This is a genomic window from Herbidospora daliensis, from assembly GCF_001570585.1.
Taxonomy (GTDB): Bacteria; Actinomycetota; Actinomycetes; order Streptosporangiales; family Streptosporangiaceae; genus Herbidospora; species Herbidospora daliensis.
On the sequence record NZ_BBXF01000014.1, the window covers coordinates 22,220 to 37,187 of the forward strand.

Sequence of the window (14,968 nt, forward strand, 5' to 3'; positions counted from 1 at the left end):
GGCGCCAGGCGGCAACGGGGTGTGGCGCAGCTTGGTAGCGCACCTGCTTTGGGAGCAGGGGGCCGCAGGTTCAAATCCTGTCACCCCGACACACGACTGGCGGTTGCGGGCGAAAGGTAATAATTCCCGTCCGCAATCCTCCGCCCGGGATCGGGCATCGCGTCGTAAACGCCGACGAACACTACCTTTCCGCGCCGATGACTCGGCTTCTTGACGATCGGTCCGGGCTTGACCCTGCGATCCACCGCGTAAAGCGCCGTACAGTCTGGGAAAAGGCATGAAATGCCGTGGTTGTCCTCCCTACGATGCGGAAGAGATGAACCGGAACAGCGTGATCAAGACGCCGGCGCCGGGTGACCGGCTGGAGTGGCGGCAGGCCTCGGCGGCCTCCGCTCAGGAGCGGCTGGCCTATCTCAACGAGGCCAGCCGCCGCATCGGGACGACCCTCGATCTGGGTGAGACCAGCCGTGAGCTGATGGACGTCGCCGTGCCTCGGTTCGCCGACACCTCGGCGATCATGGTGCAGGATCGGCTGGTCATCGACGGAGAGTTCCCGTCGCGGCCGGTCGACGGCACGGCGCTGGTGCGGCGGGTGGCCATCGGGGTGGCGGAGGTCGACCCGACCGAGTGGGTCGACGCCTTTCCGATCAACGAGGTCACGGTGTACTCGGCGCAGCTGCCGCAGGCGCAGTGCATGTCGACCGGGCATCCGATCATGTATCCGGAGCTCGACGAGCACACCGCGGAGCTCATCGGGGCCAGCCTCGACCGTGACGTGGTCGCCAAGCTGCTGGTGGGCGGGTCGTTCATCGCCGTGCCGCTGAAGGCGCGCGGGCGGGTGCTCGGGTGTGCGATCTTCAGCCGCAACCCGGGCGGGTCGCCGTTCGAGGAGGAGGACGTCGCGGTCGCCGAGGAGCTGGCCGCGCGCACCGCCGTCTGCATAGACAACGCGCGCCTGTACGCCCGGGAGCGGCGCACCGCCCTCACGCTCCAGAGCAGCCTCCTGCCGGCCGACCTGCACCAGCCGCTGGGCATGGAGATCGCCTCGCGCTACCTGCCGGCCAGCGACCTCATGGGGGTCGGCGGCGACTGGTTCGACGTCATCCCGCTGCCGGGGTGCCGGGCGGCGCTCGTGGTGGGCGACGTCATGGGGCACGGCACCAGAGCCGCGGCCACGATGGGGCAGCTCCGGACCGCCGCGCGCACGCTCGCCTCGCTCGACCTGCCGCCGGACGAGGTGCTGTTCCGGCTCAACCGGATGAGCCAGGACCTCGACCCGACCCAGATCGCCACGGCGGTCTACGCGACCTACGACCCGGTGACCCGGACCTGCGCGCTGGCGCGGGCGGGGCACGTTCCGCCGGTACTGATCCATCCCGACGGTCGTACCGAGATCATCGAACTGCCCTCGGGGCTGCCGCTAGGGATCGGGAACGACCCGCTGGAGACGGTGGAGATGGTGCTGCCGTCCGGGGGCATCCTCGCCTTCTACACCGACGGCCTGGTGGAGAGCCGGGACCGCGACATCGACCTGGGGATCATGGCGCTGCGCCGGCTGCTGTCGGCGCCCGACCAGGATCTGGAGGAGATGTGTGACGTGACCATCAACAGTCAGCGACCCGGGCACGAGCGCGACGACATCGCGCTGCTGCTTGCCCGGGTCCATGAACTCGCGCCCGACGAGATCGCCTCCTGCTCGCTGCCGGCCGATCCCCGGTTCGTCAGCCACGCCCGGCGGTTCGTCCGGGCGACGCTGGCCGAATGGGGGCTCGGGGCCGTGCGGGACACCACCGAACTGGTGGTCAGCGAGCTGGTGACCAACGCGCTCAAGCACGGCTGGCCGCCGATCGAGCTGAGGTTGCTGAGGGGCCGGGGCAGAACCCTGGTCTGCGAGGTCGCCGACGGCTCGCCCACCGTCCCGGCGTTGCGCACTCCGACTTCGGAGGACGACACCGGGCGCGGGCTGCAGCTCATCAAGCGGCTCACCTACCGGTGGGGCACACGCCCGACCCCTCTCGGGAAGATCGTCTGGGTGGAGCAGCGGCTCCCCTGACCCTCCCCTACGCGATGCTGCCGCGCGGCGGCACCACCAGGCCGTAGATCACGACCACGGCCAGTGCGACGACGATGAGGGACCAGATCGGGAACGCCCCGGCGTAGGCGAACTGGCCCAGGATGACCAGTGCCGCCAGGACGATGCCCAACGTGCGGGCCCACATCGCGCCTTGGAGAATGCCCACGCCCGCGATGACCATGAGGACCCCGGCGACCAGCCAGATGATGCCCCATGACGTGAGGTTGAAGATCAGCACGCCCGAAGACCCGACTACGAGGTAGTGGCTCTTCAAGATCGCGGCGAACCCGCCGACGATGTTGAGCAGCCCTACCACGATGCCGAGGATCCCGGCGAAGCGCAGCCAGTTGGAGGGGTGCGGCAGTCGTCCGCCCGAAGTGGGTGTCGTGGATGCGGTGGTCAACGCGACCAGCTCCTTCCTCGTCGACTAGCAATTGCCACCATAACCACATAAACCGCCACAAATGCCTCACATGGCGCACTATTGGCGATGCGAGGCTTTCTTTTGAGAACCCCACGGGTATTCCCGGTGCATTGAGGCCGGGGGGACACGCGAATGCCGAAGGCGACGTGGATCAGGCTGCTGGCATTGGTTTTGCCCGCTTTGGCGGTCGGCGTCGGCTCGGGTCTCCTCCTGTACGCCGTCACCGCGCTTGCCGAATGGTTGGAGCGCCTGATCTGGCCCTCATTCGAGTGGTGGCGGATTCTGCTCATGCTCACCCTCGCCGGAACCGTCACCGGCCTGCTGATCCGGCGCTTTCCCGGGCACGCCGGGCCCGACCCGGCCACCGAGGACCTGGTCGCGCCGCCGATGCCGGCCTGGGTGGTGCCCGGGGTGCTGCTGGCGGCGGTCGTCACCCTCTCGTGCGGGGTGAGCCTCGGACCGGAGAACCCGATCACCGCCGCCAACGTCGCGCTCGCCTTCGCGGCCGGACGCCGGCTGCTCCCCCGGGTGGAGGGCGACGTCTGGGTGGGCCTCGGCGCGTCGGGGACGATCGGGGCGCTGTTCGGCAGCCCCATCGCCGCGGCGCTGATCCTGTCGGAGCTGCCGCTGGGCAGGCCGGGGACGCCGTTGTGGGACCGCCTCTTCGCGCCGCTGCTGGCCGCCTCGGCCGGGGCGCTGACCACGATCTCCCTCGCGGGGCAGACCCTGCATATGAAGGTGCCGGGCTATCCGGGCTTCCGGCTGGTCGACCTGGTCTCGGGGTCGGTCATCGCGGTGGTCGCGACCGGCCTGGGGCTGCTGGCGGTCTACGCGTTCCCGTACGTCCACGCCGCCTTCCACCGCATCCCGAGCCCGGTGCTCATGGTCACGGCGGGCGGGCTGATCCTCGGCGGCCTGGGGATCGTCGGCGGCGAGGTGTCGATGTTCAAGGGGCTGACGCAGGCCGCGGAACTGCTCCGGGGCCACTACGCCGCCGCGACGGTGATCCTGGTGCTCCTGGTGAAGCTGGTCGCGCTGACCGTGGCGGCGGCCTGCGGGTTCCGGGGCGGACGCATCTTCCCGGCCGTGTTCATGGGGGTCGCGCTGGGCGTGGCGGCCAACGCGCTGGTCCCGGAGGTGTCGCTGGCGCTCGCGGTGACCACGGGGGTGCTGGGGTTCGTGCTGGCGATCACGCAGCACGGCTGGCTGAGCCTGTTCGCGTCGATCGCCATCGTCGGGGAGATGGCGCTGCTGCCCGTGGTGTGCGTGACGATTCTGCCCGCGTGGTTGCTGGTGACGGGCAAGAAGGAGATGGTCGTCCCAGGGCACATGCCAGGAATGCCCTAAATTGTCACTTTGGTCCGGAGCCCCATGACGTGGGCTCGTGTTCGGGTTACCGTCGAAATGTGACGATCGGAATCGAGGACGCCTACCGCCGGGCCCTGGACGCCTTCGGTATGCGCGTCCACCTCATCAAACCCGGCCAGTGGGACCTCCCGACGCCGTGCGTCGACTGGGACGTGCACGCCCTGGTGAACCACCTCGTCTACGAGTCGCTCTGGGCCCCCGAACTGCTCGCCGGGCGCAGCCCGGCCGAAGTGGGCGACGTCTTCGACGGCGACCTCATCGGCGACGACGCCGTCAAGGCGTTCGACTTCGCCGCGCACGCCGCGATCACGGCGGCCGCGGCGGAGGGCGTGCTCGACCGCACCGTGCACCTGTCGTTCGGCGACGTGCCGGGACGCGAGTACGTCACCGAGTTGTTCGCCGACGCGCTGATCCACACGTGGGACCTGTCGAACGCCATCGGCGTGGCCGACCGGCTCGACCCGGAGCTCGTCTCGCTCTGCGCGGCCTGGTTCGCCGCCTGTGAGGAGGGCTACCGGAGTTCGGGCATCATCGGCGGGCACGTGCCGGTGCCGGAGAACGCCGACGCGCAGACGCGCCTGCTGGCCGCCTGGGGACGCCGGGCCTCCTAACGCCCCGTGGGGCGCTTGCCGTGGTTGGCCTTCTTCTTGCGGCGGGCCTTGGACTTGCGCTGTCGTTTACCCATCCGCCAACTGTGCGCCTCCTGCGGACACCTGTCCACCTCCCATGTTCCAACATTTTCTATGCGATGATTTGTTGGAACATGTTTGGGAAGGAGAGGCCGATGCTGGCGCAACAACGGCAGCAGGCGATCCTCGACCGGGTCCGCCGCACGGGCGGGGTGCGGGTCGCCGAGCTCGTCCGCGACCTCGGCGTCTCCGACATGACGATCCGGCGCGACCTCGAGGCGCTGGCCGAGCGGGGCCTGATCGAGAAGGTGCACGGCGGCGCCACCGTCGCGGGGCCGGGCTCGACCGAGGAGCCCGGGTTCGCCGCCAAGTCGGTGCGGCAGCAGGCCGAGAAGGAGGCCCTCGCCCGCGCGGCCGCCCACCTGGTGCGGCCGGGCAGCGCGGTCGCCCTGTCGGCCGGCACCACCACCTGGACCTTCGCCCACCATCTCGTCGACGTGCCCGACCTGACCGTGATCACCAACTCGGTCAGGGTGGCCGAGGTGTTCCACCGCTCGGGGCGGCCCGGCCAGACGGTCGTGCTGGTGGGGGGTGTACGGACCCCGTCCGACGCCCTCGTCGGCCCGATCGCGGTCCAGGCGATCAGATCGCTCAACGTCGACACGCTCGTCCTCGGGGTGCACGGCATGAACGCGCGGGCCGGGTTCACCACGCCCAACCTGCTGGAGGCCGAGACCGACCGCGAGCTGGTGGCCGCCGCGCAGCAGCTCGTGGTGCTGGCCGACCACACCAAGTGGGGCACGGTCGGCATCTCCACCATCGCCCGGCTCGACCGGGCCAACGTACTCGTCACCGATTCCGGCCTGGACAAGGAGGCGCGCGACGAACTGGCCGGCCACGTCGGCGAGCTGATCGTCGCCGATCCCGCATGAACCGCCACACGACCCGCCTGGCCGACGGCCGGGAGCTCATCTACTTCGACCTCCACGAGCGCGACCACTCCGCCAAGGACCTGCGGGACCTGCCGCCCCGGCCCGCGCCCTCGGAACTGCGGCACGACCCGGTGCTCGACGAGTGGGTGGCCGTGGCCGGCCACCGGCAGACCCGCACCCACCTCCCGCCGCCCGAGGAGTGCCCGCTCTGCCCCGGCCGCCCGTGGTCGGAGATCCCCTCGGCCTACGACGTGGCCGTGTTCGAGAACCGGTTCCCCTCGTTCAGCGGGCCCATCGGGCGCTGCGAGGTGGTCTGCTTCACCGACGACCACGACGCCTCCTTCTCGGGCCTGAGCGACGAGCGGGCCGCGCTGGTCATGGACGCCTGGGTCGACCGCACCCGCGAGCTGTCCCGGCTCGACGGCGTGGAGCAGGTCTTCTGCTTCGAGAACCGGGGCGCCGAAATCGGCATCACTCTGCCCCATCCGCACGGGCAGATCTATGCGTATCCCTATGTGACACCCCGCACCCAGCGGATGCTCACCGTCGCCCGGCCCGGCTCGCTCGCGGCCGTGGTGGCGGAGGAGCGCGCTGGGGAGCGGGTGGTCGCCGCGAACGACCACTGGACGGCCTTCGTGCCGAGGGCCGCCCGGTATCCGTTCGAGGTGCACCTCTATCCCCACCGGCAGGCGCCCGACCTGCCCTCGCTCACTCCCGAGGAGCGGGCGGCGTTCGGGCCGCTCTACACCGGGGTGCTGCGGGCCCTCGACGGGTTGTTCGGGGTCCGTATGCCGTATGTGGCCGCCTGGCACCAGGCGCCGGTCCGATGGGGAAGGGAGGTGGCGTACGTGCACATGGAGCTCTTCAGCATCAGGAGGGCGCCGGAGAAGCTGAAGTACCTGGCAGGTAGCGAATCCGGTATGGGAGCGTTCGTCAACGACGTGCGGCCCGAGGAGGCCGCCTCTATGCTCAGGGCTGCATCAGGAAAGGTGGGGCGCCAGATTACGGATTGATCTCCGTATGGTCGCAACTTCAAGTAGCACTTGCCTCATCTTTACCACTACTATCCACACCAACCCGCCGAGATCTCGGCGGAATGCCTAATCCCGGGCGTGTCGCCCGGGAGCCGGGGACCCACCAGAACCTGGGGTAAAGGCGCGTCCCGCGCCCGGGCTTCTCCGCCCGAACCCGTCAGCTAACCCGGCCGGCGCAAGGAGAGGAGTGGGCGCTGCCCGCCACGACGCACCGTCGCAATCACCGGTGGTTCCTCCTTCCGGTGGCGGCCCTGGTGGCCGCTTTCTGCGCCGCGCTGGTGCCCGGCCCCGCCGTCGCGGCCCCCAAGCCCGACGCCGACCAACTGCGCAAGCAGCTCTCCGGCCTGGAGAAGAAGGTCAACTCGCTGATCGCCCAATATCACGCGGCGCGCGACGACCTCGCCGAAGCCAAGAACGCGTCCAAGGCCGCGCAGGCGAAGCTCGACAAGGCGCACGCCGAGTTCGCCGCCGCCCAGCGCGAGATGGCGAAACTGGCCGGCCTCAGCTACCAGTCGATCCCGGGCAACGGCGGCATCGTGCTGCCGCCCGGCATGGGCATGTCGCCGCTCGCGATGCAGCTCGGCAACGAGCAGGCCGCGATCGTGCGCAACTACAAGCAGAAGGAGCAGGCGCGGGCGCAGGCGGCGGCCGAGGCGAAGGGCCTGATCACCGAGATCGACAAGAAGTCCAAGGACATCGAGAGGCGCCGCGTCGAAGCGGAGGACCTCATCGACGACATCAAGGACCGGCTCGACGACCTGATCCCGATCGGCCCCGGCAAGCTGGCCAACGGCGGCTGGGCCCCGCAGCTGCCGACCGGCGCCGACAACATCACCGCCCGCACCCGCCTGATGCGCGAGCAGGCCAAGTCGGCCTTCAAGCTGCACAACTCCATCGGCTGCTTCCGCGTCGACACGATGGGCGAGCACCCGCTGGGCCGCGCCTGCGACTTCATGATGACCACCGGCGGCGCGATGGCCACCGGCTCGGCCAAGATCCTCGGCGACCAGCTGGCCGAGTGGGCCCTGAAGAACCGCACCAAGCTCGGCGTGAAGTACGTCATCTGGCGGCAGCGCATCAACAGCGGGACCGGCTGGCGCTTCATGAGCAACCGCGGCGGCAACACCGCCAACCACTACGACCACGTGCACATCTCGATGTTCTGAGCCCCATCCGCCGGCCCGGCCCGCCCTGACCCCCGCGAGCCGCCCGCGCACCCCCTGAGCCCACCCCAAGGGGCGGCCGGCACCGCGTCCGACCCCCGCGTAACAGCCGCCCCACCCAGGGAGTTCTCAGGTAGTACGGCTACCCTGACCCAAAACCCCCACAAAGCCCATCGAACCCCCCGTAAGCTCTCAAAGACCAACTGCCCCACCCACGATCACGCGGGTGTGCGCGCCCTGCCCCCGCGGTGCGCACGCCCGCGTGATCATCCTTCGGAACCCGAAGTAAGTGATCACCTACAGAAGCGCCCGAAGGTTTACCCGGATTCGATAACGATCATGTTTCGGCATTTATCCGAGCGCTGGTTACACGCACGTGAATTCTGCTGCAAAGAACCATCCGCAGGACACGTGCCCGAGACCCCAACCTGGAGCTCCAACCGCCCCCCACCAGGAAAGTCACACGACGTGCCGTGTTCACCTCAGGCCCAGCCGTCCCCACAGATAAAAGTTTCAACGACAGGCCCGTTGACACCCGACTTATCCCGAAATTAGCTTATGGAACGGTACACCTCGGGACTGCTGTGGCACCTGTGCCAGCTGCGACTCTTCGCAGCCGGCCGGGCGCGGATCCCGACACTCTCCCTCCCATGCCACGCGAGAGGACCAGCGTGAGATCCGCTGATTTTTCCCCGGCCCGCGGCCACCGGGCTCGCCGTCTCGGCGCGGCAACCGGGCTCACCCCCCAATAGGGGGCCCGGATCCATATCGACTTCGATGCGGAAGTTGACGTTAAAGCCGAACTAATTGTGTACGTCGCCGGTCATCTCATTCTCTGAGATTCCCGGCACGCGCGGCACATTCTTTCGCGTGCGGAAAAGCTCAGGAGAACAAGGTCGTGGGGTCTGATTCTGCGAATTGGCTCGACACCGCCTATGAATGGCTGGTGAGGTCGAGCGCCAACGGGAGCTGGCGGGACATCGTCCCGCTGGGGTTGGCGGGTCTGCTCGTCTGGGGTCTGTGGGTCTACCGGGTCGTGCTGTCCCGGCTGGCCAAGCCCGTCGTCAACGGTTACCGCGCGTCCGTCTCGGTCGTGGTGCCGTCGTTCCGTGAGGACGCCGAGATCCTGGTCCGGTGCCTGGGGAGCTGGCTCGCCCAGAACCCCGGCGAAGTGATCATCGTCGTCGACGTCGCGGACACCGAATGTCACGCGAAGCTGCGGGAGGTCAACGACCCCCGGCTGCGCGTGCTCGTCTACGAACACTCGGGAAAGCGGTCGGCGCTGGGGGTCGGCATCCGGGCCGCCCGCGGCGACATCGTGGTGTTCGCCGACTCCGACACCTGGTGGGAGCCCGGCCTGCTCGACGCCGTGCAGATGCCGTTCGAAGACCCGCAGGTCGGCGGCGTCGGCACCCAGCAGAACGTGTTCCAGCGCACCACCAGCGTCTGGCGGCGCATCGCCGACTGGCTGGTCAACCTGCGGTACTACGACTACGTGCCCGCGATGGGCAGCCGTGGTGGCGTGGCCTGCCTGTCCGGCCGCACCGCCGCCTACCGCCGATCGGCCATCCTGCCGGTCGTCCACCACCTGGAGAACGAGTTCTTCCTCGGCCGCCGCTGCATCGCCGGCGACGACGGGCGGCTCACCTGGCTGGTGCTGGCCTCCGGCTACAAGACGGTGCACCAGTCGTCCGCGCGGGCGATCTCGATGTTCCCGAGCTCGTTCCGGGCCTTCTTCAAGCAGCGCATCCGCTGGAGCCGCAACTCCTACCGCTGCTACCTGACCGCCCTGTGGAAGGGCTGGTTGTGGAAGACGCCGCTGGTCACCAAGGTCACCGTGCTGCAGATCCTGCTCACCCCGGTCACCATGGGCGTCACCCTCGGCTACCTGTTCTTCAGCCGCCTGGAACTCACCCCCTGGGGCATCGGCACCTGCGTCGGCTGGCTGCTGATCGGCCGCGGCATCCGCGGCTGGTCGCACCTGCGGCGCCACCCGCAGGAGATCCTGCTGCTGCCGCTGACCACCCTGGTCATCATCGGGATCGCGCTGCCGATCAAGCTCTACGCGTTCATCACCATGAACAAGCAGGGCTGGCTGACCCGCAAGGCCGACCAGGCGGGTTCGGAGGGCCAGACGGCCGCGACGCTGCAGGGACTGGCCTGATGGCCGTGAACCGGACCATCGTGACGGCCGGAGCCCTGCTGCTCGGCGCGCTCACGATCGGCGTACCGCCCGTGGCCGCCGCGCCGTCGCCCTCGCCGACTCCCCCGGCGAGCGCGCGGCCGTCCGCCGACACCGGGATGACCAGCACCATCCCGAGCGCGAAACCCTCCCCGGCCACCCCGGCGGCCTCCCCGGCGGCCACCCCCGCGGCCGTCCCGAGCGACGCGCCGAGCATCCCGAGCTCCGAGCCCGAGCCGCTGATCCAGATCTCGCCCGAGGACGCCGAGTCGCAGTCGGCGCTGGTCGACATGGAGGACCAGCGCATCCTGCAGACCCGGGCGGCGCTCACGGCGCTGCTCCAGCAGGGCGGGTTCTTCGCGGCCCAGCGCAAGCAGCCGCAGATCTTCTCCTCGTCGTTCGGCCGCACGATGGTGCTGCCGGCCCGCAACGACGAGCGGCCGTACACGCTGAAGGACCTGCTCACGGTCGAGAACGGCAAGTACGTCCGGCTGATGACCGACGGGTCCTACCTGCTCGGCATCCACATCTTCGTGGCCGACGGCGCGACCCTCCAGCTGCGGGGGCCGATGACGCTCCGGATGGGCAGCATCCCGGGGTCGTTCAGCTCGATCATCACCTTCGGCGGCAACATCGACATCAAGGGCACCGCGACCAAGCCGGTCCGGATCACCAGCTGGGACGTCAAGGCCAGCAAGCCCGACCTGGACACCACCGACGGCCGGGCCTACATCCGGGCCGTCGGCGGCCAGTTCAACATGGTGTACGGCCAGGTCTCCGACCTGGGCTTCTGGAGCGGCCGGACCGGCGGAATCGCGCTGACCGGCACCGAGCGCCCGTCGTCCAGCTACCGGCACCGCACCAAGACGCAGCGCCACCAGGACAAGGCCGAGCGGCTGGCCAGGAACACCAAGGACGAGGGCGGCGGCACCTACGGCGACGTCGAGACCTACCCGATCGGACCCGGCACCGCTTCCCACGTGCCGGCCGACGAACTGGTCACCGGCAAGATCGAGAACAGCGTGATCACCCGCGACGCCTACGGGCTGTTCGTCTCGGGCTCGAACCAGACGCAGATCATCAACAACAAGATCCGCGACAGCATCGTGCACGGCGTGTTCATGCACCGGTTCGCCAAGAACGCGACGATCTCGCACACCGAGGTGACCGGCAGCGGCGGCGACGGCTTCGTGCTCTCCCGCGCCACCGAGAAGGTCCAGGTCAACGACTGCCTGGCCGAGGACAACGGCCGCAACGGCTTCACCCTCGACGGCCGGGCGCTGGCCCACGGCCCGTCGGCCTCGGGCGAGTCGCTGGCCGTCTACGGCGACAGCTCGGTCAACAACAGCGTGGCCCGGGGCAACGGCCGCTACGGCATCGAGGTCATGGGCGGCATCCGGCAGGCCGTGCAGACCAGCGAGGTGGTCGGCGGCGACATGGGCATCGTGGTCCGCGCCGGGGCCGAGGCCGTGCAGCTGTCGGGCAACAAGCTGACCGGCCAGAAGCGCCAGGGCATCGCGCTGCGCGACGGCGTGCGCAACGCCTACGTCTCGGGCAACACGATCACCGGCGGCCCGACCGGCGTCTACATGCGCGACTCCAACGGCCAGGTGGTCGGCAACAAGATCACCACCGTTAAGGACGTGAACGCCCACGGCGTCACGGTCGTCGGCGCGGCGGCCGGCTCCGAGGTGGCCCGCAACACGATCGTCGGCTCGGGCACCAGCGCGGTCAGCACCGCCCGGTCGAGCGGCGACGTGAGCGACCACAACAACGACGAGGACGCCTGGGTCGACACCTCGACCTTCTGGAGCAAGGCCAAGCGCTACATCAAGCCCATGAACGTCATCTGGGCCGGCGTGATCCTGCTCATCCTCGTCTCGGCGTTCCGCTCACGCGGCATCATGGACCGGCGCCGCCGGGGCATCGTCGACCCGTACGAGCTCCAGAAGGCCATGGAGGACCGGCCGTCCTGGGCGCTGCCGAACGCGGCGGCCGCCACCCCGGGCAGCGGGTTCAACGGCCGCAGCAGGCCGACGCAGCCGGCGGTCCCGACGGTCACCGTGGGAGGCGGGCGATGAAGAAGGCCTGGATCACGTTCTTCGTGCTGCTCCTGCTGGGCGCGGGCACCTGGGCGTACCTCTCGTACGCCGACCAGCCGGAGCCGACGCCCGCGGTCGACGACGTGACCGCCGCCGACGCCAAGCAGCAGTCGAACCTGGTCGACCAGGAGGACCTGCGGATCATGCAGACGCGGGCGACGCTGATGTCGGCGATCGCCCGCGGCGGCCCCAACGCGCAGCGGGCCCGGCAGCCGCACATCTCCAGCTCGGCCAACGGCCAGACGCTGGTGCTGCCCTCGCGCCGCGAGCCCTACCGGGTCGCCGACCTGGAGAAGCTGGGCGGGGAGTACTTCCAGAAGCAGAACGACGGGTCGTACATCCTCGGCATCAACCTGTTCGTCGGCCCCAACGCCAAGCTGGTGCTGCAGAACGCGACCGGCCCGCTGGTGATCCGGATGCGCAGCGAGCCGGGCTCGTTCGCCACGATCGTCGGCTTCGGCGCGAGCATCCGCATCAACGGCTCGCCGCAGAACCCGGTGCGCCTCACCAGCTGGGACCCGAACATCAACACGGCCGACAGCCGGGTCAACGACGGCCGGGCCTACCTGCGGGTGATCGGCGGCGAGCTGCGCATGAGCCACGCGCAGGTCGAGTACCTCGGGTTCTGGAGCGGCTCGACCGGCGGCCTGGCGCTGACCGGCAGCGACCGCACCACCCTCGACGCCAACCTCACCACGCCCGCGCCGCTCACCGACGAGAAGGTGCTGCTCCCGGGCGGCGCCCTGGTGCCGCGCATGGGCGAGGACGACCAGGTGGTCATCCACGACGGCAAGGGCCTGAAGAAGGTGGCGTACAAGCTGCCGGAGGCCAACCTCGTCACCGGGGAGATCACCGAGACCTCGATCAAGGGCAACGCCTACGGCATCTTCATCACGGCCTCCAACCAGACCCGGATGGCCAACGTGACGGTGGCCGACAGCCTGGTCGACGGGGTGCTGCTGCACCGGTTCGCCCGCAACGCCACCATCGAGAACACGACGGTGACCGGCTCGCGCGGCGACGGGTTCGTGCTCTCGCGCGGCACCCAGAACGTGACGATCACCGGTTCCGGCGCGGTCGCCAACGGCGGCAACGGCTTCACCCTCAGCGGCCTGCCGCTGGCCCGGGGCCCGTCGGCGTCGGGCGAGTCGCTGCAGAGCTTCGGCGGCAGCTCGGTGACCAGCTCGTGGTCGAAGGAGAACAAGCGCTACGGCGTCGAGATCCAGGGCGGCGTCGACCTGGCCGTCCAGACTACCGAGGTGACCGGCGGGCAGACGGGCATCGTGGTGAACAAGGACGCGACCGGGGTCCGGGTCTCCGGCAACCGGATCAGCGGCCAGTGGAGCCAGGGCATCGCGGTGCGCGACGGCGTCACCGGCGCCAAGATCGTCGGCAACATCGTGAACAACGTGCCGACCGCGATCTACCTGCGCAACGCCGAGGCCGAGGTGACGGGCAACACCGTCAACCAGGCGACCCTGCACGGCGTCTCGATCCTGGGAGTGGCGACCGGCACCGAGGTGGTCGGCAACACGCTGGGCGGGGCCGGGCGCAGCGCGCTCGACATCGACCGCGCGACCGGCATGGCCGCGGTGACCACCAACAACGTCGACGGCTGGCAGGACACGGCGGACTTCTGGACCACGGTCAAGCGCATCGCCAAGCCTATGAACCTGATCTGGTTCGGCGTCATCCTGCTCATCGTGATCTCCGCCATCCGGGCGCTCGGCAACAACGGGCCCCGCGTCGGACGTCGCATCGTCGACCCGTACGAGAGGCAGGCCGTCATGGAGGAGCGTCCCGTGTGGTCGCTCACCGGGGCGTCCGCCGAAAGGACCTGACCATGCGCATCGAGTTCGAGATCGACAAGAAGACCATGATCGCCGCGGGGGCCGGTGCGGCCTTCACGATCCTGATCGTGGTCGTCCTGTACGGGATCTTCGGCGGCGGCGGCGGTCAGGAGCAACAACCCGGCATGGTGGTGGAGAACATCCAGCCCGACACCGGCCCCCGGCCGCTCCCGACCCTGGGGGCCGACGACGCCGGCGACGAGTTCCAGGAGGAGGAGCAGGTGCGGGAGGAGGACGAGAAGAAGGAGGACTTCGAGCCCTTCACCGCCGTCCAGCAGCCCCCGGACATCGCGATCCCCGACGGCGAGGGCAAGATCGCCTGCCCCGACCCGACCGTGACCGTGACCACCGCCGACGAGCTCACCGAGGCCCTCGCCTCGGCCACGCCGGGCACCGTGATCTTCATGGAGCCGGGCGAGTACCAGGGCCACTTCGTCGCCGCCACGAAGGGGACCAAGAACGAGCCGATCTTCGTGTGCGGCTCCCGCGACGCGATCATCGACGGCGGCGGCCTCAAGGAGGGCTACGCCTTCCACCTGAACGAGGCCGAGTACTGGCGGCTCATCGGCTTCACCGTCCGGCACGCCCAGAAGGGCGTCATGGCCGACAAGTCGAACTTCAACGTCGTCCAGGACCTCGACGTCAACCACATCGGCGACGAGGCGATCCACTTCAGGAACTTCAGCTCCGACAACATCGCCCAGTACAACCTCATCTGGGGCACCGGGCTCCGTAAGGACAAGTACGGCGAGGGGGTCTACTTCGGCACCGCCGAGAGCAACTGGGCCACCTTCTCCGGCGGCCAGATGGACAAGAGCGACCGCAACATCGCGCGCGGGAACGTCATCCGCGCCACCGCCGAGGCCATCGACATCAAGGAGGGCACCTCCGACGGCAAGATCATCGGCAATGTCTTCGATGGATCGATGATCACCGGCGATGGTCACAACGACAGCTGGGTGGACGTCAAGGGGAACGGCTACCTGATCGAACGCAACACCGGACGCGGCTCCCCCGCGGACGGCTTCCAGACCCACAAGATCATCAATGGCTGGGGAACCGGGAACACCTTCCGGGCCAACGTCATCGATCTGGGCGGTTCAGGGGGCTACGGCATCAACGACACCGCAGGCGGCAACACGATCTCCTGCGACAACGAGGTGACCGGCGGCCCGCTCACCAAGAAGAGCGAATGCTCCTGAGTTTCTGC

12 protein-coding genes, 1 tRNA gene and 1 riboswitch are annotated in these 14,968 nt (G+C 69.2%); of the genes, 11 read left to right on the top strand and 2 right to left on the bottom strand.

Features of this window, described 5'->3' with window-relative positions; genetic code table 11:
- Nucleotides 1-15 precede the first annotated feature (15 nt).
- Both AW274_RS37905 and AW274_RS37910 read left to right on the top strand, forming a co-directional pair.
- Nucleotides 16-89, top strand: a tRNA-Pro gene (locus AW274_RS37905).
- A gap of 227 nt (nucleotides 90-316) precedes the next feature.
- Nucleotides 317-2,053 carry an ATP-binding SpoIIE family protein phosphatase gene (locus AW274_RS37910; protein ID WP_062443828.1) on the top strand — a complete coding sequence of 579 codons (1,737 nt, stop codon included), beginning with the start codon at nucleotides 317-319 and terminating at the stop codon, nucleotides 2,051-2,053.
- Between the two features lie 7 nt (nucleotides 2,054-2,060).
- Here AW274_RS37910 and AW274_RS37915 read toward each other — a convergent pair whose 3' ends face one another.
- Nucleotides 2,061-2,477, bottom strand: a complete 417-nt coding sequence (locus AW274_RS37915) for a DUF7144 family membrane protein (RefSeq protein ID WP_157520943.1) — start codon at nucleotides 2,475-2,477, stop codon at nucleotides 2,061-2,063.
- Between the two features lie 153 nt (nucleotides 2,478-2,630).
- On the opposite strand from AW274_RS37915, the gene AW274_RS37920 reads away from it, so the two are divergent.
- Nucleotides 2,631-3,845 (top strand): ion channel protein, encoded by a 1,215-nt coding sequence (locus tag AW274_RS37920; protein ID WP_062443835.1) that lies wholly within the window; start codon nucleotides 2,631-2,633, stop codon nucleotides 3,843-3,845.
- A 59-nt stretch (nucleotides 3,846-3,904) separates the two neighbouring features.
- On the top strand, nucleotides 3,905-4,477 hold the full coding sequence (locus AW274_RS37925) for a TIGR03086 family metal-binding protein (RefSeq protein ID WP_083975501.1): 573 nt from the start codon (nucleotides 3,905-3,907) through the stop codon (nucleotides 4,475-4,477).
- Here the strand turns inward: AW274_RS37925 and AW274_RS43185 are convergent.
- Complete coding sequence (locus tag AW274_RS43185) at nucleotides 4,474-4,551, bottom strand: 50S ribosomal protein bL37 (RefSeq protein WP_407929421.1); 78 nt, start codon at nucleotides 4,549-4,551, stop codon at nucleotides 4,474-4,476. The genes AW274_RS37925 and AW274_RS43185 overlap by 4 nt on opposite strands.
- A gap of 99 nt (nucleotides 4,552-4,650) precedes the next feature.
- Between AW274_RS43185 and AW274_RS37930 the strand changes: the two genes are divergently transcribed.
- The 7 genes from AW274_RS37930 (at nucleotide 4,651) to AW274_RS37960 (ending at nucleotide 14,960) form a co-directional block, all read left to right on the top strand.
- Entirely contained in the window at nucleotides 4,651-5,427 is a 777-nt protein-coding gene (locus tag AW274_RS37930) for a DeoR/GlpR family DNA-binding transcription regulator (RefSeq protein WP_062443838.1), read from the top strand.
- Nucleotides 5,424-6,440, top strand: a complete 1,017-nt coding sequence (locus tag AW274_RS37935) for a galactose-1-phosphate uridylyltransferase (protein ID WP_062443841.1) — start codon at nucleotides 5,424-5,426, stop codon at nucleotides 6,438-6,440. The genes AW274_RS37930 and AW274_RS37935 overlap by 4 nt, the downstream gene beginning before the upstream one ends.
- A gap of 74 nt (nucleotides 6,441-6,514) precedes the next feature.
- Nucleotides 6,515-6,651: riboswitch (cyclic di-AMP (ydaO/yuaA leader) on the top strand.
- Nucleotides 6,652-6,703: 52 nt separating this feature from the next.
- Nucleotides 6,704-7,627 carry a coiled-coil domain-containing protein gene (locus AW274_RS37940; RefSeq protein WP_062443844.1) on the top strand — a complete coding sequence of 308 codons (924 nt, stop codon included), beginning with the start codon at nucleotides 6,704-6,706 and terminating at the stop codon, nucleotides 7,625-7,627.
- An 895-nt stretch (nucleotides 7,628-8,522) separates the two neighbouring features.
- Complete coding sequence (locus tag AW274_RS37945) at nucleotides 8,523-9,788, top strand: glycosyltransferase family 2 protein (RefSeq protein ID WP_083975503.1); 1,266 nt, start codon at nucleotides 8,523-8,525, stop codon at nucleotides 9,786-9,788.
- Nucleotides 9,789-9,793: 5 nt separating this feature from the next.
- Entirely contained in the window at nucleotides 9,794-11,887 is a 2,094-nt protein-coding gene (locus AW274_RS37950; protein ID WP_157520944.1) for a right-handed parallel beta-helix repeat-containing protein, read from the top strand.
- On the top strand, nucleotides 11,884-13,749 hold the full coding sequence (locus AW274_RS37955) for a right-handed parallel beta-helix repeat-containing protein (protein WP_062443850.1): 1,866 nt from the start codon (nucleotides 11,884-11,886) through the stop codon (nucleotides 13,747-13,749). Before AW274_RS37950 ends, AW274_RS37955 begins: the two co-directional genes overlap by 4 nt.
- 2 nt (nucleotides 13,750-13,751) lie before the next feature.
- Nucleotides 13,752-14,960, top strand: coding sequence for a right-handed parallel beta-helix repeat-containing protein (locus tag AW274_RS37960; RefSeq protein ID WP_062443853.1), 1,209 nt, complete (start codon nucleotides 13,752-13,754; stop codon nucleotides 14,958-14,960).
- Nucleotides 14,961-14,968: the final 8 nt, after the last annotated feature.

Coding starts and splice junctions, on each gene's coding strand:
- AW274_RS37910 (WP_062443828.1), top strand. CDS start 317: ATGAACCGGAACAGCGTGATCAAGACGCCGGCGCCGGGTGACCGGCTG.
- AW274_RS37920 (WP_062443835.1), top strand. CDS start 2,631: ATGCCGAAGGCGACGTGGATCAGGCTGCTGGCATTGGTTTTGCCCGCT.
- AW274_RS43185 (WP_407929421.1), bottom strand. CDS start 4,551: ATGGGTAAACGACAGCGCAAGTCCAAGGCCCGCCGCAAGAAGAAGGCC.
- AW274_RS37930 (WP_062443838.1), top strand. CDS start 4,651: ATGCTGGCGCAACAACGGCAGCAGGCGATCCTCGACCGGGTCCGCCGC.
- AW274_RS37935 (WP_062443841.1), top strand. CDS start 5,424: ATGAACCGCCACACGACCCGCCTGGCCGACGGCCGGGAGCTCATCTAC.
- AW274_RS37955 (WP_062443850.1), top strand. CDS start 11,884: ATGAAGAAGGCCTGGATCACGTTCTTCGTGCTGCTCCTGCTGGGCGCG.
- AW274_RS37960 (WP_062443853.1), top strand. CDS start 13,752: ATGCGCATCGAGTTCGAGATCGACAAGAAGACCATGATCGCCGCGGGG.